Origin of the sequence: Martelella limonii (assembly GCF_013344475.1) — a bacterium.
Lineage (GTDB): Bacteria > Pseudomonadota > Alphaproteobacteria > Rhizobiales > Rhizobiaceae > Martelella > Martelella limonii.
On the sequence record NZ_JABUOU010000003.1, the window covers coordinates 396969 to 422244 of the forward strand.

The 25276-nt window shown below is 62.0% G+C and carries 27 protein-coding genes and 1 tRNA gene; 16 read left to right on the forward strand and 12 right to left on the reverse strand.

The window, feature by feature from the left end; translation table 11 throughout:
- Positions 1 to 10: 10 nt before the first annotated feature.
- From HPQ62_RS09555 to gshB, 3 genes are all read left to right on the forward strand, one after another.
- Positions 11 to 853, forward strand: coding sequence for an ABC transporter permease subunit (locus HPQ62_RS09555; RefSeq protein WP_174802305.1), 843 nt, complete (start codon positions 11 to 13; stop codon positions 851 to 853).
- Between the two features lie 11 nt (positions 854 to 864).
- On the forward strand, positions 865 to 1917 hold the full coding sequence (locus HPQ62_RS09560; protein WP_174802306.1) for a sn-glycerol-3-phosphate import ATP-binding protein UgpC: 1053 nt from the start codon (positions 865 to 867) through the stop codon (positions 1915 to 1917).
- A 71-nt stretch (positions 1918 to 1988) separates the two neighbouring features.
- Positions 1989 to 2936: a glutathione synthase gene (gshB, locus tag HPQ62_RS09565; RefSeq protein WP_174802307.1), complete on the forward strand. Its 948-nt coding sequence runs from the start codon at positions 1989 to 1991 to the stop codon at positions 2934 to 2936.
- Here the strand turns inward: gshB and HPQ62_RS09570 are convergent.
- Complete coding sequence (locus HPQ62_RS09570) at positions 2931 to 3263, reverse strand: TM2 domain-containing protein (protein WP_174802308.1); 333 nt, start codon at positions 3261 to 3263, stop codon at positions 2931 to 2933. The genes gshB and HPQ62_RS09570 overlap by 6 nt on opposite strands.
- A gap of 173 nt (positions 3264 to 3436) precedes the next feature.
- On the opposite strand from HPQ62_RS09570, the gene HPQ62_RS09575 reads away from it, so the two are divergent.
- From HPQ62_RS09575 to HPQ62_RS09585, 3 genes are all read left to right on the forward strand, one after another.
- Positions 3437 to 4975, forward strand: coding sequence for a YifB family Mg chelatase-like AAA ATPase (locus HPQ62_RS09575; RefSeq protein WP_174802309.1), 1539 nt, complete (start codon positions 3437 to 3439; stop codon positions 4973 to 4975).
- Between the two features lie 290 nt (positions 4976 to 5265).
- Positions 5266 to 6303 (forward strand): DUF2793 domain-containing protein, encoded by a 1038-nt coding sequence (locus HPQ62_RS09580; protein WP_174802310.1) that lies wholly within the window; start codon positions 5266 to 5268, stop codon positions 6301 to 6303.
- Positions 6304 to 6370: 67 nt separating this feature from the next.
- Positions 6371 to 6601, forward strand: coding sequence for a hypothetical protein (locus HPQ62_RS09585; RefSeq protein ID WP_174802311.1), 231 nt, complete (start codon positions 6371 to 6373; stop codon positions 6599 to 6601).
- 4 nt (positions 6602 to 6605) lie between these two features.
- Here HPQ62_RS09585 and HPQ62_RS09590 read toward each other — a convergent pair whose 3' ends face one another.
- The 7 genes from HPQ62_RS09590 to HPQ62_RS09620 all read right to left on the reverse strand — a co-directional run bounded on the left by HPQ62_RS09590 (position 6606) and on the right by HPQ62_RS09620 (position 11825).
- On the reverse strand, positions 6606 to 7646 hold the full coding sequence (locus HPQ62_RS09590; protein WP_174802312.1) for a trypsin-like serine peptidase: 1041 nt from the start codon (positions 7644 to 7646) through the stop codon (positions 6606 to 6608).
- Positions 7646 to 8644: a hypothetical protein gene (locus HPQ62_RS09595; protein WP_174802313.1), complete on the reverse strand. Its 999-nt coding sequence runs from the start codon at positions 8642 to 8644 to the stop codon at positions 7646 to 7648. Before HPQ62_RS09595 ends, HPQ62_RS09590 begins: the two co-directional genes overlap by 1 nt.
- On the reverse strand, positions 8629 to 9201 hold the full coding sequence (locus tag HPQ62_RS09600) for a hypothetical protein (RefSeq protein ID WP_174802314.1): 573 nt from the start codon (positions 9199 to 9201) through the stop codon (positions 8629 to 8631). Before HPQ62_RS09600 ends, HPQ62_RS09595 begins: the two co-directional genes overlap by 16 nt.
- Positions 9202 to 9422: 221 nt before the next feature.
- Positions 9423 to 9611, reverse strand: coding sequence for a Trm112 family protein (locus HPQ62_RS09605; protein WP_174802315.1), 189 nt, complete (start codon positions 9609 to 9611; stop codon positions 9423 to 9425).
- Between the two features lie 7 nt (positions 9612 to 9618).
- On the reverse strand, positions 9619 to 10284 hold the full coding sequence (locus HPQ62_RS09610; RefSeq protein ID WP_174802316.1) for an LON peptidase substrate-binding domain-containing protein: 666 nt from the start codon (positions 10282 to 10284) through the stop codon (positions 9619 to 9621).
- Positions 10285 to 10298: 14 nt separating this feature from the next.
- Positions 10299 to 11273, reverse strand: coding sequence for a thioredoxin (trxA, locus tag HPQ62_RS09615; protein ID WP_174802317.1), 975 nt, complete (start codon positions 11271 to 11273; stop codon positions 10299 to 10301).
- A 54-nt stretch (positions 11274 to 11327) separates the two neighbouring features.
- Positions 11328 to 11825, reverse strand: a complete 498-nt coding sequence (locus HPQ62_RS09620) for a prolyl-tRNA synthetase associated domain-containing protein (protein ID WP_174802318.1) — start codon at positions 11823 to 11825, stop codon at positions 11328 to 11330.
- Positions 11826 to 12116: 291 nt separating this feature from the next.
- Here HPQ62_RS09620 and HPQ62_RS09625 point away from each other — a divergent pair.
- Positions 12117 to 12191 (forward strand) — tRNA-Gly (locus HPQ62_RS09625).
- 229 nt (positions 12192 to 12420) lie between these two features.
- Positions 12421 to 12696 carry a CtrA inhibitor SciP gene (gene sciP, locus HPQ62_RS09630; RefSeq protein ID WP_174802319.1) on the forward strand — a complete coding sequence of 92 codons (276 nt, stop codon included), beginning with the start codon at positions 12421 to 12423 and terminating at the stop codon, positions 12694 to 12696.
- Between the two features lie 188 nt (positions 12697 to 12884).
- On the opposite strand, the gene HPQ62_RS09635 is transcribed toward sciP, so the two are convergent.
- On the reverse strand, positions 12885 to 13235 hold the full coding sequence (locus HPQ62_RS09635) for a flagellar export protein FliJ (RefSeq protein WP_174802320.1): 351 nt from the start codon (positions 13233 to 13235) through the stop codon (positions 12885 to 12887).
- Between the two features lie 429 nt (positions 13236 to 13664).
- On the opposite strand from HPQ62_RS09635, the gene ctrA reads away from it, so the two are divergent.
- Positions 13665 to 14366, forward strand: a complete 702-nt coding sequence (ctrA, locus tag HPQ62_RS09640) for a response regulator transcription factor CtrA (RefSeq protein ID WP_174802321.1) — start codon at positions 13665 to 13667, stop codon at positions 14364 to 14366.
- Between the two features lie 109 nt (positions 14367 to 14475).
- Here ctrA and HPQ62_RS09645 read toward each other — a convergent pair whose 3' ends face one another.
- Positions 14476 to 15417, reverse strand: coding sequence for a LysR family transcriptional regulator (locus HPQ62_RS09645; protein WP_174802322.1), 942 nt, complete (start codon positions 15415 to 15417; stop codon positions 14476 to 14478).
- 177 nt (positions 15418 to 15594) lie between these two features.
- Here HPQ62_RS09645 and HPQ62_RS09650 point away from each other — a divergent pair, with 177 nt between their 5' ends.
- From HPQ62_RS09650 to HPQ62_RS09680, 7 genes are all read left to right on the forward strand, one after another.
- Positions 15595 to 16605 (forward strand): ABC transporter substrate-binding protein, encoded by a 1011-nt coding sequence (locus HPQ62_RS09650; protein ID WP_174802323.1) that lies wholly within the window; start codon positions 15595 to 15597, stop codon positions 16603 to 16605.
- A gap of 72 nt (positions 16606 to 16677) precedes the next feature.
- Positions 16678 to 17484, forward strand: a complete 807-nt coding sequence (locus HPQ62_RS09655; protein ID WP_174802324.1) for an ABC transporter ATP-binding protein — start codon at positions 16678 to 16680, stop codon at positions 17482 to 17484.
- The gene (locus HPQ62_RS09660) at positions 17484 to 18311 is read left to right on the forward strand and encodes an ABC transporter permease (protein ID WP_174802325.1); all 828 of its coding nucleotides are present in this window, start codon (positions 17484 to 17486) and stop codon (positions 18309 to 18311) included. Before HPQ62_RS09655 ends, HPQ62_RS09660 begins: the two co-directional genes overlap by 1 nt.
- The gene (locus tag HPQ62_RS09665; RefSeq protein ID WP_425312616.1) at positions 18311 to 19621 is read left to right on the forward strand and encodes a cytosine deaminase; all 1311 of its coding nucleotides are present in this window, start codon (positions 18311 to 18313) and stop codon (positions 19619 to 19621) included. The genes HPQ62_RS09660 and HPQ62_RS09665 overlap by 1 nt, the downstream gene beginning before the upstream one ends.
- A 2-nt stretch (positions 19622 to 19623) precedes the next feature.
- Positions 19624 to 21033: an FAD-binding oxidoreductase gene (locus HPQ62_RS09670; protein ID WP_174802326.1), complete on the forward strand. Its 1410-nt coding sequence runs from the start codon at positions 19624 to 19626 to the stop codon at positions 21031 to 21033.
- Position 21034: 1 nt separating this feature from the next.
- Positions 21035 to 21616 (forward strand): NAD(P)H-dependent oxidoreductase, encoded by a 582-nt coding sequence (locus HPQ62_RS09675; protein ID WP_174802327.1) that lies wholly within the window; start codon positions 21035 to 21037, stop codon positions 21614 to 21616.
- A 199-nt stretch (positions 21617 to 21815) separates the two neighbouring features.
- Entirely contained in the window at positions 21816 to 23519 is a 1704-nt protein-coding gene (locus tag HPQ62_RS09680) for a glycoside hydrolase family protein (RefSeq protein WP_425312620.1), read from the forward strand.
- A 19-nt stretch (positions 23520 to 23538) separates the two neighbouring features.
- On the opposite strand, the gene HPQ62_RS09685 is transcribed toward HPQ62_RS09680, so the two are convergent.
- Both HPQ62_RS09685 and HPQ62_RS09690 read right to left on the reverse strand, forming a co-directional pair.
- Positions 23539 to 24336, reverse strand: a complete 798-nt coding sequence (locus tag HPQ62_RS09685; protein WP_174802329.1) for an ABC transporter ATP-binding protein — start codon at positions 24334 to 24336, stop codon at positions 23539 to 23541.
- Positions 24336 to 25274 carry an ABC transporter permease gene (locus HPQ62_RS09690; RefSeq protein WP_174802330.1) on the reverse strand — a complete coding sequence of 313 codons (939 nt, stop codon included), beginning with the start codon at positions 25272 to 25274 and terminating at the stop codon, positions 24336 to 24338. Before HPQ62_RS09690 ends, HPQ62_RS09685 begins: the two co-directional genes overlap by 1 nt.
- Between the last annotated feature and the right edge of the window lie 2 nt (positions 25275 to 25276).

A 25276-nucleotide genomic window follows, 5' to 3' on the forward strand; every position in this document is an offset into this window, starting at 1 on the left:
GGCCGGGCCCATGCATCGCACAAAACTGACCGATCACCTCATCCTGCTCTTCGGCGTGTTCATCATGATCGGCCCCGTCTTCGTGGCCTTCATGACCTCCACCCATGATGCGATCGACGTTCACATGAATGGGCTGCAGGTAAGCTGGGGCGGCGATTTCGTTGAAACCTACACGGAACTGCTCACCCGCAAGGGCGGCTTTACCGGCGAGGTGACCGGCGCGCGGATGGTGATGAACTCCTTCATCCTCGGCATCGGCTTTGCCGTCGGCAAGATCGTCCTTTCCATGCTCGCCGCTTACGGCCTCGTCTATTTCCGCTCGCGGTTTTCGACGGTGCTGTTCTGGATGATCTTCACCACGCTGCTTCTGCCGCTGGAGGTGCGCATCCTGCCCTCCTACGACGTGATGACCAAGCTTGGGCTTATCAACACCTATACCGGCCTGATCGTGCCGCTGCTGGCATCGGCCACCGGCACCTTCTATTTCCGGCAGTTTTTCAAATCGGTGCCGGATGAATTGCTGGAGGCCGCGCGCATCGATGGCGCAGGTCCGTTCAAGTTCTTCATCGACATTCTCGTGCCGCTGTCGCGCAACATGATCGCCGCGATCTTCATCATCATGTTCGTCTATGGCTGGAACCAGTATCTCTGGCCGATGATCATGACCAATGAGGAAAGCTTCTACACGCTGGTGCGCGGCATCAAGCAGATCCTCCTTGTCTGGGTCGGTTCCCAGATCCCCGAATACAATCAGGCCTTTGCCCTTGCCGTGCTCGCCATGCTGCCGCCCGTGCTGATCGTGGTGGTGTTCCAGAGCTGGTTCATCAAGGGCCTGACCGAAAGCGACAAATAGGAAAATCGACCATGTCTGCCATCGAAATCTCGAAGGTTTCCAAGATCTATGCCGGCGATGCGCGCGCCGTCGACAGCGTCGACATTGCCATTGAAGACGGCGAGTTCATCGTGCTCGTCGGCCCGTCGGGCTGCGGAAAGTCCACGCTTTTGCGCATGGTCGCAGGGCTTGAGACGATCACCGAGGGCGAGGTCAAGATCGCCGGGAACGTGGTCAACAAGAAGGACCCGGCCGAGCGCGATATCGCCATGGTGTTCCAGAACTACGCGCTCTACCCGCATATGACGGTCTATAACAACCTTGCCTATGGCCTGAAGAACCGCGGCACGCCCAAGGCCGAGATCGCGGCACGGGTGGCGGAGGCGGCGCGCATGCTGGAGCTTGAGCCCTATCTGGAGCGCAAGCCCCGCGCCCTTTCCGGCGGCCAGCGCCAGCGCGTGGCGATGGGACGGGCGATCGTGCGCAAGCCCGCAGCCTTCCTGTTCGACGAGCCGTTGTCGAACCTTGATGCCAAGCTGCGCGTTTCCATGCGCGGCGAGATCAAGCATCTGCAGAAGCGGCTCGGCACCACCTCGATCTACGTCACCCACGACCAGCTGGAAGCGATGACGCTTGCCGACCGGCTGGTGGTGCTGAACGGCGGCAAGATCGAGCAGATCGGCACGCCGCTCGACGTCTATCACAAGCCGGCTTCCATCTTCGTCGCCAATTTCATCGGCTCGCCGGCGATGAACCTGCTGGACGCGACGGCATCCGCCAACCGGCTGACGATCGGCGACAGCGTGCTGGATCTTGCAGGCCCCCTCCCCGCTGAAGGTGCGGTCACGCTCGGCATCCGCCCGGAGGACATGCATCCGACGTCGGGCGCCGGTCTTGCTGCCAAGCTCGACTATGTCGAGGAACTGGGGGCGACCCGGCTTGTGCACTGCCTTGCCGGCGAGCAGAAACTGACGGCGGCGCTTTCGCCGAACATTCCGCTTGCCGACACGATGACCTTCGCGCTTGCCCCCGAAAAGCTGCACTTCTTCGAAGCCGCCACCGGCAAGCGGCTTTCGCGCAACTGAAACAGCCGATTGCCAAGGGGCGACGCGATCACTAAATATCGGGTCGCCTCAACCAACCGGGACACGCTTTCATGGCCGCAATCAAAAACGTCGCCGTCCAGATGGATCATATTTCCACCGTCAAGATCGCTGGCGATTCCACCTTTGCCATGAGCCTTGAAGCGCAGAACCGGGGCTACAACCTGTTTCATTACACGCCCGACCGGTTGTCGATGCGCGACGGCAAGGTGTTCGCCACCGTCGAGCCGATGACGCTGCGCGACGCGGAAGGCGACCACTACACGCTGGGCGCGCCAGAGCGGATCGATCTTTCGACCATGGATGTGGTGCTGCTGCGCCAGGACCCGCCCTTTGACATGGCCTATATCACCTCCACGCATCTTCTGGAGCGGATCCACCCGAAGACGCTGGTGGTCAACGATCCGGCCTGGGTGCGCAATTCGCCGGAGAAGATCTTCGTTACCGAATTCGCGGATCTGATGCCGCCGACGCTGATCACCAAGGATACCGGCGAGATCCAGCGCTTCCGCGCGGAGATGGGCGACATCATCCTGAAGCCGCTATACGGCAATGGCGGCGCGGGCGTGTTCCATTCCACCCGCGACGACCGCAATTTCACCTCGCTCCTGGAAATGTTCGGGCAGATGTTCCGCGAACCCTACATCGCCCAGGCCTATCTGCCGGCGGTGCGCAAGGGCGACAAGCGCATCATCCTGATCGACGGCGAATTCGCCGGCGCGATCAACCGGGTGCCCGCCGAAACCGACAGCCGCTCGAATATGCATGTCGGTGGACGCGCCGAGGCGGCGGAACTGACCGAGCGCGAAAAGGAAATCTGCGCCCGCATCGGCCCATCGCTCAAGGAACGCGGCTTCATCCTCGTCGGCATCGACGTGATCGGCGACTACATGACGGAAATCAACGTCACCTCGCCGACCGGCATTCGCGAAGTCAAGAAATTCGGCGGCGCGGACATCGCCGGCCTGATGTGGGATGCGATCGAGAAGAAGCGCCTATGAGCGCTGCTGCGCCAGCGCCTGCTGCGTGAGGCTCTGGCGCAGCGCGCCCTTGTCGGCGTCGATCAGGCCTGCGATCAGGAACAGGTCGATGATCCACCAGACGCCCCAGATGCCAAGAAACAGGAAGCCGATCAACAGGAACGCCGTCAGCCCGCCGACGATGTTCAAAAGCAGCATCACGATCGCCGATCCGGGGCGGCCGAGATAGAAGCGGTGCGCGCCGGCCCAGCCAACGAAGAACCAGAGAAGATAGGCAGCAGCCGGTGACTTGGCGCTGTTGGCCACGCGTTGCTCGATCAAAATCTGCTCTTCGGTCGTAAGCCCCATCACACCCTCTCTGGCAGCCCCTGCATTTGCATCCGCCCGAGCTCTACCGACACGGCTGAGCCCTGTCCATCGCGCGCCTGGAACCATGGTAAAAGTTCTCTTTTTGTTCTTGCAAGTAAACGAGAACTGTGGAATCATTGCAACCTGAAGATTAGAGAGCGGGCGGGATGGCAATGGTCTCACGGGTTCATACGGTTGCATTTCAGGGCATTGAAGGCGTTCCCGTCGACGTTCAGGTGATGGTCGCGCCCGGCAAGATCGGCATGCAGATCGTCGGCCTGCCCGACAAGGCCGTGGCTGAAAGCCGGGAACGGGTGCAGGCAGCGCTTCATGCGACCGGGCTTGCGCTGCCGCCCAAGCGGGTGACGGTCAATCTGGCGCCGGCCGACCTTCCGAAGGAAGGATCGCATTTCGATCTGGCGATTGCGCTTGGCCTGATGGCGGCACTGGGCGCCGTGCCGGCGGATGCGCTTTCCGGCTACATGGTCATCGGCGAGCTCAATCTCGATGGGACGATTGCAAGCGTGGCGGGCGCGCTGCCTGCGGCGATTGCCGCCAATGCGCTCGACATGGGGCTGATATGCCCGGCAGATTGCGGGCCGGAAGCGGCCTGGGCGAGCGCCGATATCGATATTCTCGCACCACGAAGCCTGATCGGGATTGCCAACCACTTCAAGGGCACGCAAGTGCTCTCAAGACCGCATCCGGCCGTGCGCGGCGCGGCACTGGACCTGCCCGATCTTGCCGACATCAAGGGCCAGGAAAGCGCCAAGCGCGCGCTCGAAGTGGCGGCCGCCGGCGGGCATAACCTTTTGATGGTCGGCCCGCCGGGCGCGGGCAAATCCATGCTTGCCGCACGGTTGCCATCCATCCTGCCGCCGCTCTTGCCGCAGGAATTGCTCGATGTCTCGATGGTGCATTCGATCGCCGGCAAGCTTGCCGGGGGAAAACTCTCCGACCGCCGCCCGTTCCGCGCGCCGCATCATTCCGCAAGCATGGCCTCTCTCGTTGGCGGCGGCCTGAAGGCGCGTCCGGGCGAGGCATCCCTTGCCCATCACGGCGTCCTGTTTTTAGACGAGTTTCCCGAATTCACGCCGCAGGTTCTCGATGCCCTGCGCCAGCCACTTGAGACCGGCGAATGCGTGATTGCGCGCGCCAATCACCGGGTTTCCTACCCGGCGGCGTTCCAGCTCGTGGCCGCAATGAACCCCTGCCGCTGCGGCATGGCGGGCGAACCCGGGCATATATGCGCGCGCGGTCCACGCTGCGCGGCGGACTATCAGGCCCGCATTTCCGGCCCGCTGATGGACCGTATCGATATCCGGATCGACGTTCCTGCCGTGAGCGCGATCGATCTGATCGGGGCAAAGTCGACCGGCGAGGCAAGCAGCGCTGTCGCCCGCCGGGTGGAACGCGCCCGCAATGCCCAGCGCGAACGGTTCGCGGCTCTTGAGGAAAGATCGACCACGATCAACGCCCGCTGTTCGGCGAGCCTGATCGAGAAGCTCGCCGAGCCGGATGCGCCGGGCCTTGCCCTGCTGCGGGAGGCCGCTGAAAAGATGCGGTTTTCCGCACGCGGTTATCACCGGGTCCTGAAGGTCGCCCGCACCATTGCCGATCTCGACGGCAAGGCAAGGGTCGGCCGCATGCATGTCGGCGAGGCCATCGCTTACCGGATCGCCACGGCCGAGCGGACCGGCGCGGTGGCATGACGCTGCTAGCCCTGCATAGGATCAGGCACGGCCTTGCGGAATGGAATTGCTCCTGAAGGTGACCAGACGGACGAGGCGCGCTGCTTTCATGCCTCCTCCCGGGAGGACGAATCATGTCCTGAAGCCTTGAAATTGTCCTTCGGCCGTTCGGCGACTTCGCAACGGCGATGCCGCCGCTTCAATTGAGGGCAGGAGACATGCGACCTTCGGCTCCCTTCGCGCCAACCCTTTTCCCCGCGATCTTGCGACGCGCTAGGCTTGAGGCACCGCAGAACGCGAAGGAGATTTGCATGTCGGAGACAACATCGAGGCTTGGCCTACCCTTCATCATGCCGGCCCAGGCCCAGAAACACGTGACCCATAACGAGGCGCTGCAACGTCTTGATGCGCTGGTGCATCTGGTGATTTCGGGCACGGCATTCGCACCGCCGCCGGCGCCTGCTGAAGGCGCGTGCCATATCGTCGGGCCCGGAGCAAGCGGCGTGTTTACCGGGCATGAAGGCGAGATCGCGATCTTTCAGGATGGCTATTTCCAGTTCATCGCCCCTGTCGCCGGCTGGTCGGCCTGGTTTTCCAGCGCAGGAGAAATGCGCGTTTTCGACGGCGCTTCATGGATTGCGGCGGCCCTGCCTTCCGAGGCCGGGTTCCAGACCGTCGGCGTCAATGCCGGAGCGGATTTTGATAACCGCCTTGCCGTTTCAGCCCCGGCAACGCTTCTCACCCATGCCGGTGCCGGCCACCAGCTCAAGATCAACAAGGCAACGACAGGCGACACCGCCTCGCTGCTGTTCCAGAGCGGCTGGTCCGGCCGCGCCGAAATGGGCCTTGCCGGCAGTGACGGATTTGCGATCAAGACAAGCCCTGACGGCGTGACCTGGCATGAGGCGCTGAAGGTCCTCCCCTCCGGCGCCGTCGTTGCGCCGCAACGCCCGCTGGTGAGGGCAGCACTTGCCGCCGGCTTGACGGCGATCGCAACGCCGTCAAGCCGCGGCTTCGATACGCTCTATGTCGAACAGGGCGGCTATGGTCTCGGCGCGGCGGTTTCCGGCGGCGGACAGAGCCTGGTCTTCCCCGTCAGCGGCTATTACATGATCATGCTCAATGTTGCCGCATCGGCAACGGGTGCCTATTTGGTAACGCTTGAAAAAAATGGCACGGAAAACGTTGCGATCGTGCGGGGCAGCGCAACCGGCGGAACGGAATGCTCGTCCTCAACGAGCGCGCTCGCCTATTTTGCCGCCGGAGACACTGCGCGGCTGACATTTTCGGGGGCCGCTACCTACAATCTCGGCTACGGCGCGACCGAACTTGTCGCAATCCTTGCCTGAACGGGTTGAATGCAGGCCCATATCGGTACTATCTCTGGCAGGACAACACAGGGGAAGGATAGAAGGCATGGCCGTCGACTGGCGAAAGAATTTCGATCTCAAGCATCCTTCCCTGAAACCGCTATGGGTGCGGATCCTTGCCGTTGTCCTCTCGGCTGGCTGGGCGATCGCCGAACTCTTCATAGGCTCGCCCTTCTGGGCGATCCCGTTTGCAGTGGCAGCGCTCTATATGGCTTATGTGTTTTTCCTGTCTCCCGACCGGCATTATTTCAACGAGCCCACCGAACCCGGGGCGTGAGCCTTTACTCCGCGCAACCGAGCGCGTGGAAATGATCGCCCCAGTCGGCGATCGCGATCTTGAAATAACCCGCGCCGTCAAAGCGGTCTTCACCGCCCCATATGAGGCTGCCATCGCGCGTCGCGCCGCGCAGATAGATGACGCCGTTCTGCGTCCCGAGCGGAAGCAGCGCGCTATGCCCACCGTCGATCGTGCCTGATACGGAGGCGAAGGGCACGTTCTTCGGCGCTTCCGGCGCGCGATAGCGGGCGACATAGCTGATCGGCTGCTCGCAGCGATTGGCAAGAACGAGCGTGATCAGCGGCTGATAGCCGGCCTCCAGTGCGGTAAAGGCGCCGGGCGGCTGACCGCTCACGATCCGACCGATTGCTGCCGCTTCGGCCTTGCCGATATAACGGCCCCTGCCCGGCCCGAGATAGATAGCGGCAATGCCGGAGCCCGAGCGCAAGGCAGCACCCTCCGCGCCTTTCGGCAGGGAGCATGACAGCGGCATCAGATCGCCGGCTTCTATCATGAGCGCAGCACAGCCGAGGCTTATCATCTGGCCGCCGTTTTCCGCATCGTAGAAGGCGATGGCAAGGGCCTCGTCACTGCCTGCCTGACCGTAATGAAAGCCGATCCGATCGGTCACCTCGGCAAATGCCGTCTGCTCCGCACTTCGCCGGACCTCCACCACGGCCAACTGGTTGTCGCGCTCGGCACCCGGACCGAACGGCGCATCGGCATCCGGCAGGAAGACGCGGTTGATGAAGCGGCGAGTGACCGGTATGGCGCCGCCCGCAAGGTCGACGCGCGGCATGACGGCGCGGTCCTCGAATGGCGCGCCGGTTTCCGGATCGATCACGCAGTCAGCGGCCGTGAGCACATGGCGCGGTCCGATCACCGTTGCCGAACAGACGATGTCGTCAACCCCGGCGATGATGGCGGCAAGCGCGTGGTCAGGCTTGTCCGCCTTTTCGAAAAACGTTTCCGACCGGACGCCGGATGACGATAGAGATGCGGCAAGAATCGTCGCCACGCAAAGCAGGCTGCGCATGGTGTTCATCACTGTTCCTCCGCGGCCGGCACCGGCGCCTGTTCTGATGCCTGTTCTGGCGCACGCTCGACCGGCTTTTCCGCAGCATCGAGATAGGACGCGCGGTCGCGCTCCATCAGCGAGATGATTTTATTGGCCTCGCTCATCGCCTGATCATAGGCGGCGGGATCGCCCTGCTTCAGGCCCACCGGCAGGTTCTGCAGCCTTTCAAGCTTGCGCAGCAGCGCGATCGGCACACCACGCCTGAAGGCCGGCTCGAGATAAAGCCCGGGGTCTTCGCGCAGGTCCTCGACCTGATAGCCGAAGCTGCGCGCCGCGCCATCGAGCACCCGGTTGACTGCCTCGGCGATCGCAATCGCACGGCTTCGCATATTGTGTTCTGCCATGAACCGCATCAGATCCGCCGCAGACCAGCTTGCCTCGATAACCGTGACGCCCTCCGGCTGAAGCTCGCCCTGCCAGACCGACCGCGCCGTTTCCGCCGAAAGCCATTCGCCCTTGTTGATGCCGCTCAGCCAGACAAAGGTATTCTCCCAGCCGGGCCGTTGCGGGCTACTGTCTGTCCACGCGCCGGGCGCACCGGGGTTTGCAATCTGTTGTGCGATGCCGACACGGGAATTCTGCGCCGGCGCGTAGAACCGGAACATCAGCCCGATCTCTGTGGGCTGAATGCGCGGCGCCTCCTGCGGAAAAGCGCGCGCGTCTTCCGACGACCAGATCTGCCGCTCGCCGGGCCCGATTGCAGGCAGCACGTAGCGCCACGCGCCGAAACGATAGCGAAACCGGGTGGAAAGCACCGGCGCATCATTTTCCAGCGCCATGCTGAGATCGGCCTCGAAGATGATCGTTGCGGAGGACGGAGCATCCTGACCGACATCGGGCGCGACAAAGCGCGCCTGGTATTCCTGGCCGCGCGCCTCGACAATGCGCACGTCCTCGGCAGCAAAGGCGGCGGTCGTCGCCATGGTGAAAAGGGCAAGCAGCAGGAACGTTACATAGCGAGCCATGCGGCAAACCCCTCCTCTTGTTCCTGGGGCACGAAGAGCCGGCGCTTGCCGCCGAGCGGAGCGATGCCGGCACGGCTACTAAAGTAACCGTCGCTATCGCCGCGGTCGCTGGCAAGGGGCATGTACGAGAGCACCAGCCAGGCTGCCGCGCAGATGACGATCAGGGCGAGGGAAAGTCCGCCGAGCCAGAGCGCGATCCTGCGGGGCGACGGTCCGGGTATGGCCTTGGGCTTGCCGTCCCACACCTCGTCGTCGACATCGTCATCCCAGGCGGGTATGGTCAGATCGGTCTTGGGCTCAACACCCGGTTCGTCAGATGCGGTATCGATCTCGATCAGATCTTCCGGAGCGGTGATGAGATCGCCGGCCGCAATCGGCAGGGTCAGCGCGCGTCCGGCATGGGAGGCGCGAATGCGCAGCTGGCGGCCATTGGCAGCGGCAAGATCGTAAAGCGGATCACCTGCGACGATCACGTCGCCGCGATTGAAATAGGTGCGTTCGACCCGGAGCGGGTAGAACGCATCGCCGGCAGGCGACTGCATGCTCACACGCGACATCTTCTCTCCGTCCTGGAAGCCCCTTTTCGGGGGCACGTCAACACGTCCGGACCGTTGCGCACAAGCCGGAATGCTGCCATTGCAGCCGGCGCCGGAGCAGGCGCCAGACTGCAATCATGCACATGATAACAGACAAATCTTTACGGAGGGTATGCGAAGGTGATGATCGTCAAAAATGGTCATCAGACCGGCTTCGGCGGGCACGGCGCGCCGGCGATCGCTTAGTCCTCGATCGCGCGCGCTTCCGAACCAAGCAGGATCGGCACGCCATCGCGGATCGGATAGGCAAGTTTTGCCTTTCGCGAGACAAGCTCCTGGCGCTCGCCATCATATTCGAGCCGGCCCTTGGTCAGCGGACAGACCAGAAGTTCGAGCATCTTGGGATCGATCCCGGCTTCCTTGGCAAGCATGGCGCGCCTATTGCAGACGGTCGCCGGGGTCTCCGGCAAGCGCGAATTCGATGATTGCGATAAACAGCTCCGCGCGCGCCTTCAAATCAGGCGCTTCGAGCAGGGCCTGCTTTTCAGCCGGGCCGAACGGGGCAATCATCGAAAGCGAATTCACGAGCGTAAGATTGCTGGCCTGCTCGATGTGATCCCACTCGGTCTCAAGCCCCTCGGAATCGAGATAGTCGCGAAAGGCAGCAATCAGGCCGGCGCGATCGACACCCTCGTCCTGCGCTTCGGATTTGAGATCCGAGAGGAATGGCGCGATCGAAAAGCTTCGGAAAGGGCGGCCGGCATGCTCCTCGCCGGTAAGGCGCACCCGGCATATCCCGGTCAGCGCCACCAGATAGCGTCCATCGCCGGTTTCGGCAAACGAGGTTATCCGCCCCAGGCAGCCGACGCCTGCAAGCGGCGTATCGGCCTTCACGGCAAGCGTCTCATCGTGGTGCGCGGGCTGCGCCATGACGATCAGCCGGTTACCGGCAATCGCGTGGTCGATCATGGCGAGGTAGCGCGGTTCGAAGATGTTGAGCGGCAATTGCCCGTGCGGCAGCAGAACGCCGCCCGTCAGCGGAAATACCGGCGCGGTGTCCGGCAGGTCCTTCTCGGTGAGATAGCGGGCATTGCCGACCTGCATGGTCTTCTTGTCCTTCAGGAAAACAGGATGGTGGAAAGGCGGCGGCGCGCGGCAATCGTCGCCGGATCCTTCGGGCCCCAGGCCTCGAAGAAGGCGATCAGCTGCTTGCGCGCGCCATCGTCATCGAATGTGCGGTCCTTGCGCATGATCGTCAGCAGATGATCGGCCGCAGCATCGCGCTTGCCTTCGGCATTCAGCACCTTGGCAAGCTTCATGCGCGCTTCGTGATCATCCGGGTTTTCCGCAAGCGCGCTTTCAAGCGCTGCAGGATCGCCGAACTTGCGGGCTTCCTCGATCTGTTCGATCTTCGTCGCCAGCGCCTTGATGGCATCATCCTCGCGCATCTCCTCCGGCACCTGCTCCAGCACCTGGCGGGCGCGGTCGATCTGGCCTGCCGCCACCATGCAGCGGCCGATCCCGGCAAGCGCCTTCGGATTTTCCGGGTCCGCCTGCATCACGGCGGCAAAGAGCTGGCTTGCCTCCTGCAGCTTTTCATCGGCAAGCAGCTGCTCCGCATCGTCGAGCGCCGCGGCGATCTCCGCCTTCCGGTCCTTTTCGGACGGGCTGCTGGAAGAGAGCTTGGCGATGAATTCGGTGATCTGGCTTTCCGGCACGGCGCCCATGAAGCCATCGACGGGCTGGCCCGCGGAAAAGGCGATGACGGCGGGAATGGACTGGATGCCGAGCTGACCGGCAATCGAGGGATGGTCGTCGATGTTCATCTTGACGAGCTTGACCTTGCCGCCCGCCGCATTCACGGCCTTTTCAAGAACCGGTCCCAGCTGCTTGCAGGGGCCGCACCAGGGCGCCCAGAAATCGACGAGTACAGGCTGGGCCTTGGACTCCTCGATGACATCCTTGCCGAACGCGGCGGTGGTCGTGTCCTTGATCAGCCCGCCGGCCGGTGCTGCGCCATCCGCAGCGCCATTGGCCGAAACATTCATCTGGCCGCCGAAGGAACCGCCATAGGGGTTGTCAAATCCGCTCATCATACTCTCCGTCCGGCCCTTCGGGCCCGTCTCATCTGGGTGTTAGATCGTGCGCTACTCGGTGACTTTCAAGACGAGCGGCTCATGGCCGGTCGCCCTGATGAAGGCAATGAGGTCGTCCCGACCGATCGAGGTCGTGGCGGTGTTGCGCAAGGGGTGGCAATTGATGATCTCGTTTTCCATCAGGCTCTCGTCCAGAATGAAGGTCACCTGATGGGTGTCGTCATTGATCGCGCCGAGCGCTGTCACCGAACCGGGTTCCACGCCGAGATATTCCATCAGCGGCTCGGGCTTGCCGAAGGAGACGCGGCCGGTGCCACCGATCAGCGTATGCACCTTCTTCAGGTCGACGGTCGCATATTCCTCGACCGTCAGCAGGAAATAGCGGCTCTTCTTGTCCTTGACGAACAGGTTCTTGGTGTGGCCGCCGGGAATGTCGGCGCGCAGGTCTTCGCCCTCTTCCACCGTGAACACGGCGCGGTGCTCCGTATTGCTGTAAGCGATGCCGAGGCTGTCGAGCAGCGCGAATACATCATCTGAGGTCTTGGTCATCGGGCCGTTCCATCTGGCAAACTGCGCCTGTTTCACCATCAATCCCAGGCGAATGCAACCAGGGCCGGCGCAGGCCGGGCATATCGGGGCCCGCTTGCGGCCACGTTCCGCGATGCGCCGCCAGACCTGGAGACAAACGATTGAAAAATATCCATTTTTATAAGAGCCCAAAAAAAACGGAAAATCCCGTCATTTCTCTGTTGCATTTGAAATCCGCTTAGGCCATATACGCCTCGTCGCCGCTGAGGCGGCACAGACGACCAAGACTTACCCCACGGTCGGATGTTCTGAGCGGGTGTAGCTCAGGGGTAGAGCACAACCTTGCCAAGGTTGGGGTCGAGGGTTCGAATCCCTTCGCCCGCTCCAGTTTTCCTTCAGATATCGACATTTCCTGGATGACGCGCAGCGCGAACGTGATGCGTCTTTGCCGTGCGCAATCATGCGCCCGTCATCCTGTTGCAGGTCTGCGACCGGTCCTTGCGCTGCCCTCTCGCGCAAAAACCTGGTTACCAGAGCGTTACACTCCCCTTAGTCAAATTTTAAAAGTGTGGCGCTAGTTTGTGAGCGTAGGTTGTGAGTTTGTGTAGAGAGTACAATGACCGAGCTAGCCCGCGTTCGCGCAAAATATGTCATAGGTCCTGACGGCAGTCCGCTGACGGTTGCCGACCTGCCCCCTTCCAACACGCGGCGCTGGGTCATCCGGCGAAAGGCAGAGGTGGTGGCCGCGGTGCGCGGTGGTCTTTTGAGCCTCGAAGAGGCCTGCGAGCGCTATCGCCTGACGGTTGAGGAGTTCCTGTCCTGGCAGGCCTCGATCGACGATCACGGCCTGGCCGGCCTGCGCACCACGCGCATCCAGCAATACCGCAACTGATCGATCGCGCCGGGCGTTTCCGGTGCCGGCTTTCGTTTTGACATGATTGATCGCGCGATGCAGCGCTCCCAGGCGGCAAGCCGCAGACGGAGCGCGCCGCGCGATTTTTTTGTGCGCGCCGAAAGCGGACATAGCAAAAGGCCGCATCTTCCGACGCGGCCTTTTTGATGTCCCCTCGCCTCTTTGCTTCAGGCGCGCTTGCGGCCTGACGCGTCGCGCTCCTCAAGCGCTGCGGCGCGCTCGTATTCCTGCTCCATTTCGGCAAGTTCGGCTTCCGCCCGGTCGCGCTGCTGGCGCAGATCGGCGACGGATACCGCCAGATTGTCCGCGCGCTGGCGCGCCGACTTCGCAAATGTCGAATAGGCGAAATGGCCGGGATCGGTGATCCCCGACTTCTTCTCTTCGGCTCCGATCTGCTGCATGAGTTCGGCCGACATGCGGGCGAATTCATCCATCATCAGTTGCAATTGCTGCAATTGCCGCTTCTTTTCCTTCACCTGAAACGCCTTGAGACGCAACAGACTGTTTCGTGCCTTCATACGCAAAACTCCCCGGCTGACGAACGCATACCAAAAAGGTCCCCCCCCGACGGATGATTCGTTTCGACAAGTTGTCGATTGATTAACGAATTCGAAATCGCGGTAACCTTTCGTTTACAGTCATGACCGATCATAGCCCTCATGGCTTAAGGGTCGGTAAACCGCAAACGCGGATTCAAACAAAAACTAGCGAGTCGGATGAGTCACTTAGCTATTTTGGTTAATCTTTTTTATCGACTTTTGAGATTTAAAAAACGCAACGAAATCAATGCCCTTCTTATGTTCATTAATATCTTCTGTGCGTCTTGCCAAAAAGAATCAGAATTTGTTAACCATTAGATGGCAGCTTCCACATCAGGTCATCACTGAGTCCGTATCGCGTCGGGGGCGACAACAGACCTTTCAAAGCGGCGGTTCAAGGGGAAAGACATGCGGGTTCTTTTAATCGAAGACGACGGCGCCACGGCTCAGAGCATCGAATTGATGCTCAAGAGCGAAAACTTTAACGTGTATACGACGGATCTGGGCGAGGAAGGCGTCGACCTTGGCAAGATCTACGATTACGACATCATCCTTCTCGATCTGAACCTTCCGGACATGTCCGGTTACGAGGTGCTCAAGGCGCTTCGGGTTTCCAAGATCGCAACGCCGATCCTGATTCTCTCCGGCATGTCGGGAACAGATGACAAGGTGCGCGGCTTCGGCTCGGGCGCGGACGATTATCTGACGAAGCCGTTCCACAAGGAAGAGCTTGTCGCCCGCATCCATGCGATCGTCCGCCGCTCCAAGGGCCACGCCCAGTCGATCATCTCCACCGGCGATCTCGCCGTCAATGTCGATGCCAAGACCGTCGAAGTCGGCGGACAGCGCGTCCATCTGACCGGCAAGGAATACCAGATGCTGGAGCTGCTTTCGCTGCGCAAGGGCACGACGCTCACCAAGGAAATGTTCCTCAACCACCTTTATGGCGGCATGGACGAGCCGGAACTGAAGATCATCGACGTCTTCATCTGCAAGCTCAGGAAGAAACTGGCCAACGCCGCCGGCGGCACCAATTTCATCGAGACGGTCTGGGGCCGCGGCTATGTGCTGCGTGAGCAGGACCATCAGGAAATGCAGAAACGCGCCTGACGCAATCAGCGTCGGGACACGGAAAACGCGGCGCCAGGGCGCCGCTTTTTTTTGTGCAGTGCGCTCCGGCGGACGTCGCACCCGCGACGGTTGGTGCCTGGCAATGGCCTTATTGCGGCGAAGGCGGAAGGTGGCGGCGCGCCTGGAGCGTTGCGATCATCGCCGCCAGTTCCTGCAACAGATAATCGACGAACAGGCTGGTTGCCGCATCGAGCGGCGCGCGGGCGCGGGCGAAGAGCTTCATCGGCTGATGGCGCACATGCGGATCGGCGACCGGCCGGAACACCAGTTCCCCCTTGCTGCAATCATCATAGACATCGAGCGGATTGAGGAAGGTGAGGCCCGTGCCGCGCTTGACCAGCTGTTTCAGCATTTCCGAGGCGTTCGATTCCACGACCGGCTCGATCGGCAGCGGCAGCGGCGAAAGCATCAGGTTGATGACATTGCGCAGGCTGGTTCCCGACTGCGCCAGAACCAATGGCTCCTGCACGACATCGGCCACGTTGACCCGTTCTTCACCGGCAAGCGCATGGCCCGGCGGCAGCACGGCGCCGATCGGCACGTCGAAGGAAGCGACGGTGCGGATGCCGGGAGTGGGCGGAATGTTGAAGCCGAGCCCGAGATCGACATCGCCGGTGACGACCGAGGCGATGGTGGTATCGCCGATATCGGAGCGCAGATGAATGCGGATGCGCGGATTTTCCGCCACGAAGCGGGCTATGATCTCCGGCAGGGGACCCGCGGCAAGCCCGACGGTTGTCACCAGCGTGACCTTGCCCGCCTGCGGCATCTTCAACGCACGGATACGCGCCTCAAGACGTTCATAGCTTTTCAGCACCTCGCGGATATGCTCGACGCACATCTCTCCCGCCGCCGTCAGCCTCAGCCCGCGCGGCAGCCGTTCGAACAACGGCGCGCCGAACTCTTCCTCAAGGGCAAGGATCTGCCGGTTGACCGCCGAGGAGGCGACGTTCAACCTCTGGGCCGCCTTGCGGATCGATCCGCAACGCGCGATTTCATCGATATATTGCAGTTTGCGGGAGTGAAGCATGGCGGTGGGCGTGCCTCGCGTGACCAAATTTTGCGCAGTGCGATTACAATTACATCAATCCCGCAGGCTGTGCAAAAAAAGCATCAATGCGCACGAAAATTGATACTTCTCAAACAGCACTTATACCGCTCAAATGCCAGCCATAAAGCTTCAGCACAAACGCGAAGGGGAACGAACATGTCAATTCAATCGAGGCTCGGCGGCCTGGCCGCGCTCACCGGCCTGTCGCTTGCAGCAGCCGCGCCGGCGTTCGCGCTGGACGAGGTTTCCTACGGCACCAACTGGCTGGCGCAGGCCGAGCATGGCGGCTTCTATCAGGCCGTTGCCGACGGCACCTATGAGAAATACGGTCTCGACGTCACCATCGTTCAGGGCGGTCCGCAGGCGGCGAACCGCGCGCTTCTGATTGCCGGCAAGGTCGATTTCTACATGGGCTCGCCCCAGGGTGAGTTCGACGCCGTAGTCGAGGGCATTCCGCTGATCGATGTCGCCGCGATCTTCCAGAAGGACCCCCAGATCCTGATGGCGCATCCCGATCAGGGCATCGAGGAATTCGGCGATCTCGCCGAACTGCCGACGATCTTCATGGGCAAGGACGGCTTTCTGTCCTATTTCCAGTGGATGAAGGCCAATTTCGAGGGCTTCAGCGACGAACAGTACAAGCCCTACACCTTCAACCCCGCCCCGTTCATCGCCGATCCGAAATCGGCCCAGCAGGGCTATCTGACGTCGGAGCCCTATTCGGTCGAAAAGGAAGCCGGCTGGACGCCGAAGGTATTCCTGCTCGCCGACAGCGGCTATTCGCCCTATTCGACCATGATTACCGCCCAGCAGAAGATGGTCGACGAGAACCCGGATCTGGTCCAGCGCTTCGTCTATGCCTCGATCGAGGGCTGGTACAACTATCTCTACGGCGACAACACTGCCGCCAACGATCTGATCAAGAAAGACAATCCGGAAATGACGGATGAGCAGATCGCCTATTCGATCGAGAAGATGAAGGAATATGGCATCGTCGTTTCCGGCGAGGCCGAGGAAGGCGGCATCGGCTGCATGACCGATGAACACTTCAAGACCTTCTTTGACGATATGGTCGACATCGAACTCTACAAGCCCGACCTCGACTACACCAAGGCCTATACCACCCAGTTCGTGTGCAAGGGCGTTGGCAAGGAATTGATGAAATAGGCCCTTTACTCCGCCCTTTCCGCCCCGCGCCATGCGCGGGGCGGTGCTTTTGGCTCATCTCAGGAAAACCGCATGGCGCCTGCCCAGGCACTCTCTCAAAAGCCGCTGGTAAAGCTGGAACACGTCACCAAGATCTTTTCCAACGGCACGATCGCGCTCAAGGATATGAGCCTGACGGTGTGTCAGGGGCAGTTCGTGAGCCTGCTCGGGCCTTCGGGTTGCGGCAAGTCGACGGCGCTCAGGATCATGGCATCGCTCGGCGACGTTACCCAAGGCTCGATCGACTGGCCGACCTCGCGCATTTCCGCCAAGGGCAAGCCGGAGGGCGATATCAGCTTCGTGTTTCAGGAACCGACGCTGATGCCCTGGGCGACCGTGTTCGACAATGTCTTTCTGCCTCTCAAGCTGCGCGGCAAATCGAAAGCAGGCGTGCGCGACGAAATCATGGCGGCACTTTCCACCGTCGGGCTGCAGGATTTTCTGAATGCGTATCCGCGCGAACTCTCCGGCGGCATGAAGATGCGGGTATCGATTGCGCGCGCGCTGGTGACCAAGCCCAAGCTTCTGCTGATGGACGAGCCCTTTGCGGCGCTTGACGAAATCACCCGCCAGAAGCTCAACGACGATGTGCTGCGGCTCTGGCACGAAACCGGCATCACGGTGATCTTCGTGACCCATTCGGTGTTCGAATCCGCCTATCTCTCGAACCGCATCGTGGTGATGCGCGCCCGCCCCGGCCAGGTGTTCGACGATTTTCCGCTCGATACCAGCCAGGAGCGCGACGAAACCTATCGCACTTCGGAAGAATATCGGCTGGCCTGCGAGAAAGTCTCGCGCTCGCTGCAGGGCGCCATTCAGGCAGCGGGAGGCGACCACTGATGAACGATGAAACCTATCAGCGTCCGGGCTTCTTCGCCCGCAATGGCGAGACCATTCTGAAGATCGCGATCCCGATTGCCGTCCTGGTGCTGCTGGTCGCGATCTGGCAGGCGATCGTGGTGATCTACCAGACGCCGCATTACATTCTCCCCGGCCCGGCGCTGGTAGCGGAAGCCTTTTTCGAGGACTGGGGCACGCTTGCACCGGCGCTCTGGGTCACCACCAAGATCACCTTCATCTCGCTCGCGCTCGCCCTTGTCGGTGGCGTCGGCCTTGCCGTGATCATGGTGCAGTCGCGCTGGATCGAGACCGCGCTCTACCCGATCACCGTGATCCTGCAGGTCACGCCCATCGTCGCGATCGCGCCGCTGATCCTGATCTACACGCCGACGACGCAGGTGGCGCTTCTGATCTGCGCCTTTCTGGTGGCGTTCTTCCCGATTCTCTCCAACATGGCGCAGGGGCTGAAGAGCGTCGACCATAATCTGCTCAACCTGTTCGAGCTTTACGGCGCCTCGCGCTGGCAGACGCTGATCCATCTGAAACTGCCCGCATCGCTGCCCTATTTCATGACCGGTCTTCGCATCGGCGGCGGGCTGGCGCTGATTGCAGCCGTCGTCGCGGAGTTCGCTGCGGGCTCTGCCGGGGCGGGCTCGGGCCTTGCCTTCCGGCTCCTGGAATCGCAGTACCGGCTCAACATTCCGAGGCTGTTTGCGGCGCTGTTCATGCTCGCCTGCCTCGGCGTCGCGATCTTCGCGCTCACCTCCTTCATTTCCTGGCTGTTCCTGCACCGCTGGCATGAAAGCAGCCTGAAGAGGGAAAACTGATGACCGGCTTTGTGAACCTTCCTGACGCTCCATCCTTCTTGCTTCTCAACGCGACCGTCCCCGCGATCTGCCTGAAGGATGCCACGGGCTTTGAAGCGCGCGAAGGCTTGATTGCCGCCGATATCACCATCGAAAACGGACGCATCGGCGCGATCACAGCGCCCGGAACCGCGCCGCCCGCCCTGCCTGCCATCGATCTTCTTGGCGGCATGGCATGGCCGACCTTTACCGACATGCACACCCATATCGACAAGGGCCATATCTGGGACCGCCGCCCGAACCCCGATGGCACCTTCATGGGCGCGCTCGAAAATGTCGGCGCCGACCGAGAGGCAAACTGGTCGGCGGACGATGTCACTGCCCGCATGGAATTCTCGCTGAAATGCGCCTACGCCCACGGCACCGGCCTGCTGCGCACCCATATCGACAGCCTGCCGCCGCAACACGAGATTTCCTTCGAGGTGTTTTCCGATCTGCGGGAACGCTGGGCGGACCGGATCGAACTCCAGGCGGTCGCGCTGTTTTCGATCGACATGATCCTCGAGCCGTTCTTCGATGATCTGGTTGCCCTGTTGAAACGCCGGGGCGGCCTGATCGGCGGCGTCACCCAGATGCTGCCGGACCTTGATGCCCGACTTGACCTTATGTTCCAGGCAGCAAGCGACGCCGGCCTCGACATCGATCTTCATGTTGACGAAACCGAGGCGCGCGAGGTGCTGACGCTGAAGGCGATCGCGGAAGCCAAGATCAGAAACGGTTTCGAAGGCGCGGTCACCGTCGGCCATTGCTGCTCGCTGGCGCGGCAGGACGAGGAGACGGCAAGGCGGACCATCGACCGTGTTGCCGAAGCCGAGATCGCGGTCGTCTCTCTGCCGATGTGCAACATGTATCTGCAGGACCGCCACCAAGGCCGCACCCCGCGCTGGCGCGGCGTCACGCTGTTCAAGGAGCTTGCGGCCGCAGGCGTCAAGACCGCCGCCGCCTCCGACAATACCCGCGACCCTTTCTATGCCTACGGCGACCTCGACCCCGTGGAGGTGATCCGCGAGGCGGTGCGCATTCTCCAGCTCGACCATCCTCTGGATGACACGGCCCGCATCATCACCCGCACACCGGCCGAGATCCTCGGCCGCCCGGAGCGCGGGCTGATCGCCGAAGGCGGCCCCGCCGATCTGGTTCTGTTCAGCGCACGGCGCTGGAGCGAATTCCTTTCCCGTCCGCAGGCTGACCGCATCGTGATGCGGAATGGCAAGGGCATCGACCGCAGCCTGCCGGATTATCGCGAACTTGACCCGCTGATGGATAAGTGAACATGCCGGACTATCAAAAGATCAAGGCCGAGCTCGAAGGCATCGCCATCGAGGACAATCCCAATCTCGTCTCCCGCAAGAGCCGCGATTTCTACTGGTACTCACCCATCCTCAAGGCACAGCTTGAAAACGTGACCGGCGATCTGATCGTCTCGCCCGCAAGCGAGGAAGAAGTGATCCAGGTGCTGAAGGTTGCCTTCCGCCATGACGTGCCGGTCACCGCGCGCGGCGGCGGCACCGGCAATTACGGCCAGTGCATGCCGCTCTCCGGCGGTATCGTGCTCGATATGACCAAGATGAACCGGATCAAGGAAATTCACCCCGGCCGCGTCATCACCGAACCGGGCATCATCTGCGCCCAGCTCGACAAGGAGCTGAAGGAGCAGTCCGGCCAGGAGCTTCGCTTCCACCCCTCCACCACAGGCCAGGCCACCCTTGGCGGCTTCATCGCCGGCGGTTCCGGCGGCGTCGGCTCGGTCCACTGGGGCGGGCTGCGCGATCTCGGCAATGTGCTGAGACTGCGGATCGTGACGCTCGAGGAAGAGCCGCGGGTGATGGAATTGACGGCGCGCGATCTTCTGAAGGTCTCCCACGCCTACGGCACCAACGGCATCATCACCGAAGTCGAAATGCCGTTGGCGCCCGCCTATGACTGGGTCGATGTCATCGTCGGCCATGAAAGCTTCATGGATGCGGTTCGGTTTTCCGACCGGCTGGCGAAATCATCCGGCATTCTCGTCAAGGAAATCGCGCCGATCGCAGCCCCCGTGCCTTATGACTTTTTCACCCGCCACAAGCCCTGGCTGAAAGAGGGCGAGGCCGTCACGGTGGTCATGGTCGCACCCCATGCGCTCGCCCCGTTCGAGGCACTGGTGAACCTGATGAAGGGCGAGATCCGTTTCCGCGCCGACGAGGTTGACAATCTGCGCGGCATTCCGCGCGCCTATGAGCTTGGCTGGAACCACACCACGCTGCGCGCGCTGAAGATGGAGCCTGACAGCTTCACCTATCTCCAGGTCCAGTACCCCGGCCCCGACCATGTCGAAAAGGTCCGCGAGATGACCGAACTCTTCGGCGACGAGGTCATCGGCCATTTGGAATTCCTGCGCTTTGACGGCGCGGTGCAGTGCTCTGGCCTGCCGCTGGTGCGCTACACCACGCCGGAACGGCTGGAGGAGATCATCACAATCCATGAGGCCCATGGCTGCCCGATCTTCAATCCGCACCGCTACACGCTGGAAGAAGGCGGCATGAAGCAGACCGACGAGCTCCAGCTTGCCTTCAAGAAGGAAACCGATCCCAAGGGGCTGATGAACCCCGGCAAGATGATTGCCTGGGAAAACCCCGATTTCGATTTCAAGGCCGGCAAGAACTTCCTGTTCAAGGGGCTCGCCGAGACCGGGGCGGAGTGAGATGCGCGTCCTCGTTCTCTTCGCCCATCCGGTCGAAACCAGTTTCGGCGCGGCGCTTCATCGTCAGGTGGTCGAAAGCCTGACGAGCGCCGGCCACGAGGTCGATGACTGCGATCTCTATGCGGAAAATTTCCAGCCCGTGCTGACGCGGGAGGAACGCATCCGGTACCACGACTATCCGGACAATACCGGTCCTGTCGCATCCCACGTCGAACGCCTGAAACGGGCGGAGGCGCTTGTGATCGTCTCGCCGGTCTGGAACTTCGGCTATCCTGCGATCCTGAAAGGCTATTTCGACCGCGTCTGGCTGCCGGGCGTTTCCTTCGCGCTGGAAGACGGCAAGCTCACCCCGACGCTGCGCCACATCACCAAGGCCGCCGCCGTCTTCACCTATGGCGCGACACCGATGCGCGCCTTTCTTGCGGGAAACCCGCCGAAGAAGATGATCAAGCGCGTTCTGCGCGCCCAGATCAAGATCGGCGCGCCGGTGGATTTCATGGCCCATTACGCCATGGACGTCAGCACCGACGAAACCCGCGCCCGGTTTATGGAAAAGGTGAAGGCGAAGATGGCGGCTTTCTAGGCCTGCCGCCCTTTACATCCTGGCCTGACGCATTAGGTCTTAAGCTGTTGCCGCGCGTCAAAGACGTGCGGGCACGGCGTTATTGGCTCAGTCGACAACAGGCTCCGTCACCCTGCGCTTTTTTGAATCTCAGGCGCCTGATCCTTCCAGGGATTGCGGGCGGCAACCGTCGAATGCCAGGAAACGGAGCCGAATGAACATGCATGACCTGACCGCCGCAGACGAGACCCGCCTTCGCAAATTGCGGGGCAATGTTCCGGTCAATGCAGTGCTTCATGTGTGGCTCAAGGCCGTGCATCCCCATGCGCCCGCTGAACTCCGGCTTGCGCTGAACGATCGGGTGTTCGGCAATGTCTATGTGCAGAATTCCGAGGAATACGAATTCCGGATGTTCTTCGTGCCGCATGGCGGCGAGCTTGAATGCGCCTATGACCCGGAGACCACGACGATTTCGGTCGCCTACTGGTTTACCGATGCCAAGGTCCTGGAAGAGGGCATCACGGTGCTGCGGACCCACGCGGCCAATGCGCCGGCGCCGGCGCCCGGCTCCTACCATTTCCGCCCGCCCTTCGGCTGGATGAACGATCCCAACGGTTTCGGGCGTTTCAACGGCTCGGCGCATCTGTTCTACCAGCATTATTCGCACGGCCTGAAATGGAACACCATGCATTGGGGCCATGCGGTCTCGGAAGATTTCCTGCACTGGCGGCACCTGCCGATCTTCCTGTTCCCCTCGGAGGAACTGACCGCGAAGCCCGACAAGCGCGGCGGCGCGTTTTCGGGCTCGGCCATTCCGCTCGAAAATTCGGCCGGCGTGCGCGTGTTCTTTACCGAAAGCGTGGTCGAGCGCGATCCCGAGCGCGAAATCCAGATGGTTGCCACCTCGCAAGCACTGATCTTTGCGGGCGCGGCCAAGCCCCTTATCGACAAGCGCCCCGATCTCGAGGGACTGACGCTCGATTTCCGCGACCCTTATGTCTTCCGCGGACCGGACGGTTACTGGAAGATGCTGCTCGGCAGCCGGAAGGGCGAGGAAGGCGTGGTACTGCTCTACCAGACCGCCGATGTGACGGCGGCCAGCGGCTGGGAATTCGTGGATGTGCTCCACGGCGAAAGCCGCTTCAACACGCAGGTGATCGAGTGCCCCTGCCTGCTGCCGCTCGACGGCCCGGCGGGCGATCCTTCCACGCATTGGGTGCTGATCTGCGGGCTGATGCATAGCCATGATGAGGAGACCGGCCGCAAGAACCTGACCACGGCGACGGTCGGCAAGTTCGACGGCACAACCTTCACGCCGCATTTCGAGCAGGAACTCGATTTCGTGACCGACAATTACGCCTTTCAGGCCTTCCTCGATCACGGCACGCCGGTCGGCATCGGCTGGCTTGCAAACTGGGCGGATGCGGCCCCCGAAATCGATTTTCCGACCGCAATGACACTGCCGCGCAACCTGGTCTACGACCCCGCCGACAACACACTGCTGACCCCGCCGATCGAAGGCGTGGAAAGCCTGCGCGACCATCTGATCGACGACACGATGCTGCAGCGCGGCGAGCTTGTGAACCTGGACAGCGGCCAGGCCGAGATCGTCATCGATCTCGCCGGTCCGACCCTGGAGCTCGACCTCTACCACAACAATATCGAGATCGTGATCACGCTTGACGAGGAAGGCCTCAGCCTCGTCTACCGCGACGATATCGAAAAGCCGACGCCGCGCTACATCGCGCGCGGCGCAACGCCGAGCCACATCCGGATATTCCTGGACATCGGCTCCGTCGAAGTCTTTGCCGACAATGGCCGCTGGACCGGAACCAAGCGCGTTGCCGGCTTCGACCCGGTCCATTCGCTGCGGATCCGCGAAGGCGATATCCGCTCCGCAAAGGTGTGGGCGCTGTCGCTGTGATGGCGCGCGCCCTGCCCGATCAGGTCAGCATCAGCTGATCGTCGTCGATTTCCGTTCCGGCGGCCCGCCCGAAACGCTCCAGCAGGTCGGAGACCTTCAGCTTCGAGCGCTCATCGCCCTCGATGTCGAGCACGATCTGGCCGGCATTCATCATCAGGGTGCGCGAACCGTAAGCCAAGGCATCCTTCATCGAATGGGTCACCATCAGCGTCGTCAGCCGGCCCTCATGGGCGATTTCAGCGGACAGCGTCAGCACCTTGTGGGCCGCAGACGGATCAAGGGCTGCGGTATGCTCGTCAAGCACGAGGATCTTCATCGGCAGCAGCGTTGCCATCAGCAGGCTGACGGCCTGGCGCTGGCCGCCCGACAACGCGCCGATCGGCGTTGCCATGCGGTGCTCCAGGCCGAGACCCAGCTTTTCCAGATGTTCGGCAAACATATGCTTCTGGCCGCGCTTGCCGAGCGCAAGCTTCAGCCCGCGTTTCTTGCCGCGCGAGGCGGCAAGCGCCAGGTTTTCCTCGATCGACAGCGATGAACATGTGCCGAGGCGCGGCTCCTGAAACACCCGGCCGACGAGGCCTGCGCGCTTGGCCGCAGGCCAGTTGGTAACATCGTTGCCGGCAAGATGGATCGTGCCGCGATCGGGCTTTGCGGTACCAACCACGGTCGACAGCAGCGTCGACTTGCCGGCGCCGTTGGAGCCGATGACGGTCACGAACTCGCCCTCGGCGATATCGAGCGAGACACCGCGCAGCGCCCGGACTTCGGTTGCCGTGCCTTCGTTGAAGGTGATGAAGATCTCGGAAAGCTTCAGCATCACTTCTTCCCCTCGTCCGGTTGTTCCGCACCGCGCACGAGGCGGAAGTTGAACAGCGACTTGCCGCCCTTCTTGCCGCGGCGCTGGGACAGCACGACGGCAACGGCAACGACGATGGCGGTGATCAGGTTCAGATCCTGCGGACGGATGCCGATGAAGCCTGCCGACAGCGCGAAGGCGATGAACAGGCGGTAGACGACCGCGCCGATGACGCAGCCGAGCGTTGCCAGAAACACCGTGCGGCGACCGAGGATCGCTTCGCCGATGATCAGCGCGGCAAGGCCGGTGACGATGGTGCCGACGCCCATGGTGACGTCCGCCACGCCCTGCATCTGCGCAAACAGCGAGCCCGCGAGCGCGCAGAGCGCGTTGGCGATCGCCATGCCGAGCAGGGTCATCGCGCCGTTGCGGATGCCCTGGGCTTCCGCCATGGCCGGGTTCTCGCCCGATGCCCTGAGGCCAAGACCGAGTTCGGTCTTCAGGAACCAGTCGATGATGAACTTGGCGCCAAGCGCGATGATCAGCAGCAGGATGGTGTTGCTCCAGAGCCCGGCATTGACCAGCCCCTCGAAGCGGGTGAACACCGTGTCCTGACCGTAAACCGGCAGGTTGGGACGGCCCATGATCCTGAGGTTGATCGAAAACAGCGCGACCATCGACAGGATGCCCGCCAGAAGGTTCATGATCCCGAACCGGACATTGAGCAGTCCGGTGACGAAACCGGCAACCGCGCCCGCCAGCATGCCGAAGATGGTTGCGATGAAGGGATCGATCCCGTGGATGATGGCGGCGGCGGAAACCGCCGCGCCGAGCGGAAAGCTTCCATCCACCGTCAGATCCGGAAAGTCCAGAACCCGGAAGGACATGAAGATGCTCAACGCCACGAGGGCGAAGAGCAGGCCGGTTTCAAACGCACCGGCAAGTGCGAAAAGCGTCATTT

Bases quoted from the DNA above. Each gene is read 5' to 3' on its own strand.
- HPQ62_RS09555 (WP_174802305.1), top strand. From the start codon at position 11: ATGCATCGCACAAAACTGACCGATCACCTCATCCTGCTCTTCGGCGTG.
- HPQ62_RS09560 (WP_174802306.1), top strand. From the start codon at position 865: ATGTCTGCCATCGAAATCTCGAAGGTTTCCAAGATCTATGCCGGCGAT.
- gshB (WP_174802307.1), top strand. From the start codon at position 1,989: ATGGCCGCAATCAAAAACGTCGCCGTCCAGATGGATCATATTTCCACC.
- HPQ62_RS09570 (WP_174802308.1), bottom strand. From the start codon at position 3,263: ATGGGGCTTACGACCGAAGAGCAGATTTTGATCGAGCAACGCGTGGCC.
- HPQ62_RS09575 (WP_174802309.1), top strand. From the start codon at position 3,437: ATGGTCTCACGGGTTCATACGGTTGCATTTCAGGGCATTGAAGGCGTT.
- HPQ62_RS09580 (WP_174802310.1), top strand. From the start codon at position 5,266: ATGTCGGAGACAACATCGAGGCTTGGCCTACCCTTCATCATGCCGGCC.
- HPQ62_RS09585 (WP_174802311.1), top strand. From the start codon at position 6,371: ATGGCCGTCGACTGGCGAAAGAATTTCGATCTCAAGCATCCTTCCCTG.
- HPQ62_RS09590 (WP_174802312.1), bottom strand. From the start codon at position 7,646: ATGAACACCATGCGCAGCCTGCTTTGCGTGGCGACGATTCTTGCCGCA.
- HPQ62_RS09595 (WP_174802313.1), bottom strand. From the start codon at position 8,644: ATGGCTCGCTATGTAACGTTCCTGCTGCTTGCCCTTTTCACCATGGCG.
- HPQ62_RS09600 (WP_174802314.1), bottom strand. From the start codon at position 9,201: ATGTCGCGTGTGAGCATGCAGTCGCCTGCCGGCGATGCGTTCTACCCG.
- HPQ62_RS09605 (WP_174802315.1), bottom strand. From the start codon at position 9,611: ATGCTTGCCAAGGAAGCCGGGATCGATCCCAAGATGCTCGAACTTCTG.
- HPQ62_RS09610 (WP_174802316.1), bottom strand. From the start codon at position 10,284: ATGCAGGTCGGCAATGCCCGCTATCTCACCGAGAAGGACCTGCCGGAC.
- trxA (WP_174802317.1), bottom strand. From the start codon at position 11,273: ATGAGCGGATTTGACAACCCCTATGGCGGTTCCTTCGGCGGCCAGATG.
- HPQ62_RS09620 (WP_174802318.1), bottom strand. From the start codon at position 11,825: ATGACCAAGACCTCAGATGATGTATTCGCGCTGCTCGACAGCCTCGGC.
- sciP (WP_174802319.1), top strand. From the start codon at position 12,421: ATGACCGAGCTAGCCCGCGTTCGCGCAAAATATGTCATAGGTCCTGAC.
- HPQ62_RS09635 (WP_174802320.1), bottom strand. From the start codon at position 13,235: ATGAAGGCACGAAACAGTCTGTTGCGTCTCAAGGCGTTTCAGGTGAAG.
- ctrA (WP_174802321.1), top strand. From the start codon at position 13,665: ATGCGGGTTCTTTTAATCGAAGACGACGGCGCCACGGCTCAGAGCATC.
- HPQ62_RS09645 (WP_174802322.1), bottom strand. From the start codon at position 15,417: ATGCTTCACTCCCGCAAACTGCAATATATCGATGAAATCGCGCGTTGC.
- HPQ62_RS09650 (WP_174802323.1), top strand. From the start codon at position 15,595: ATGTCAATTCAATCGAGGCTCGGCGGCCTGGCCGCGCTCACCGGCCTG.
- HPQ62_RS09655 (WP_174802324.1), top strand. From the start codon at position 16,678: ATGGCGCCTGCCCAGGCACTCTCTCAAAAGCCGCTGGTAAAGCTGGAA.
- HPQ62_RS09660 (WP_174802325.1), top strand. From the start codon at position 17,484: ATGAACGATGAAACCTATCAGCGTCCGGGCTTCTTCGCCCGCAATGGC.
- HPQ62_RS09665 (WP_425312616.1), top strand. From the start codon at position 18,311: ATGACCGGCTTTGTGAACCTTCCTGACGCTCCATCCTTCTTGCTTCTC.
- HPQ62_RS09670 (WP_174802326.1), top strand. From the start codon at position 19,624: ATGCCGGACTATCAAAAGATCAAGGCCGAGCTCGAAGGCATCGCCATC.
- HPQ62_RS09675 (WP_174802327.1), top strand. From the start codon at position 21,035: ATGCGCGTCCTCGTTCTCTTCGCCCATCCGGTCGAAACCAGTTTCGGC.
- HPQ62_RS09680 (WP_425312620.1), top strand. From the start codon at position 21,816: ATGCATGACCTGACCGCCGCAGACGAGACCCGCCTTCGCAAATTGCGG.
- HPQ62_RS09685 (WP_174802329.1), bottom strand. From the start codon at position 24,336: ATGCTGAAGCTTTCCGAGATCTTCATCACCTTCAACGAAGGCACGGCA.
- HPQ62_RS09690 (WP_174802330.1), bottom strand. From the start codon at position 25,274: ATGACGCTTTTCGCACTTGCCGGTGCGTTTGAAACCGGCCTGCTCTTC.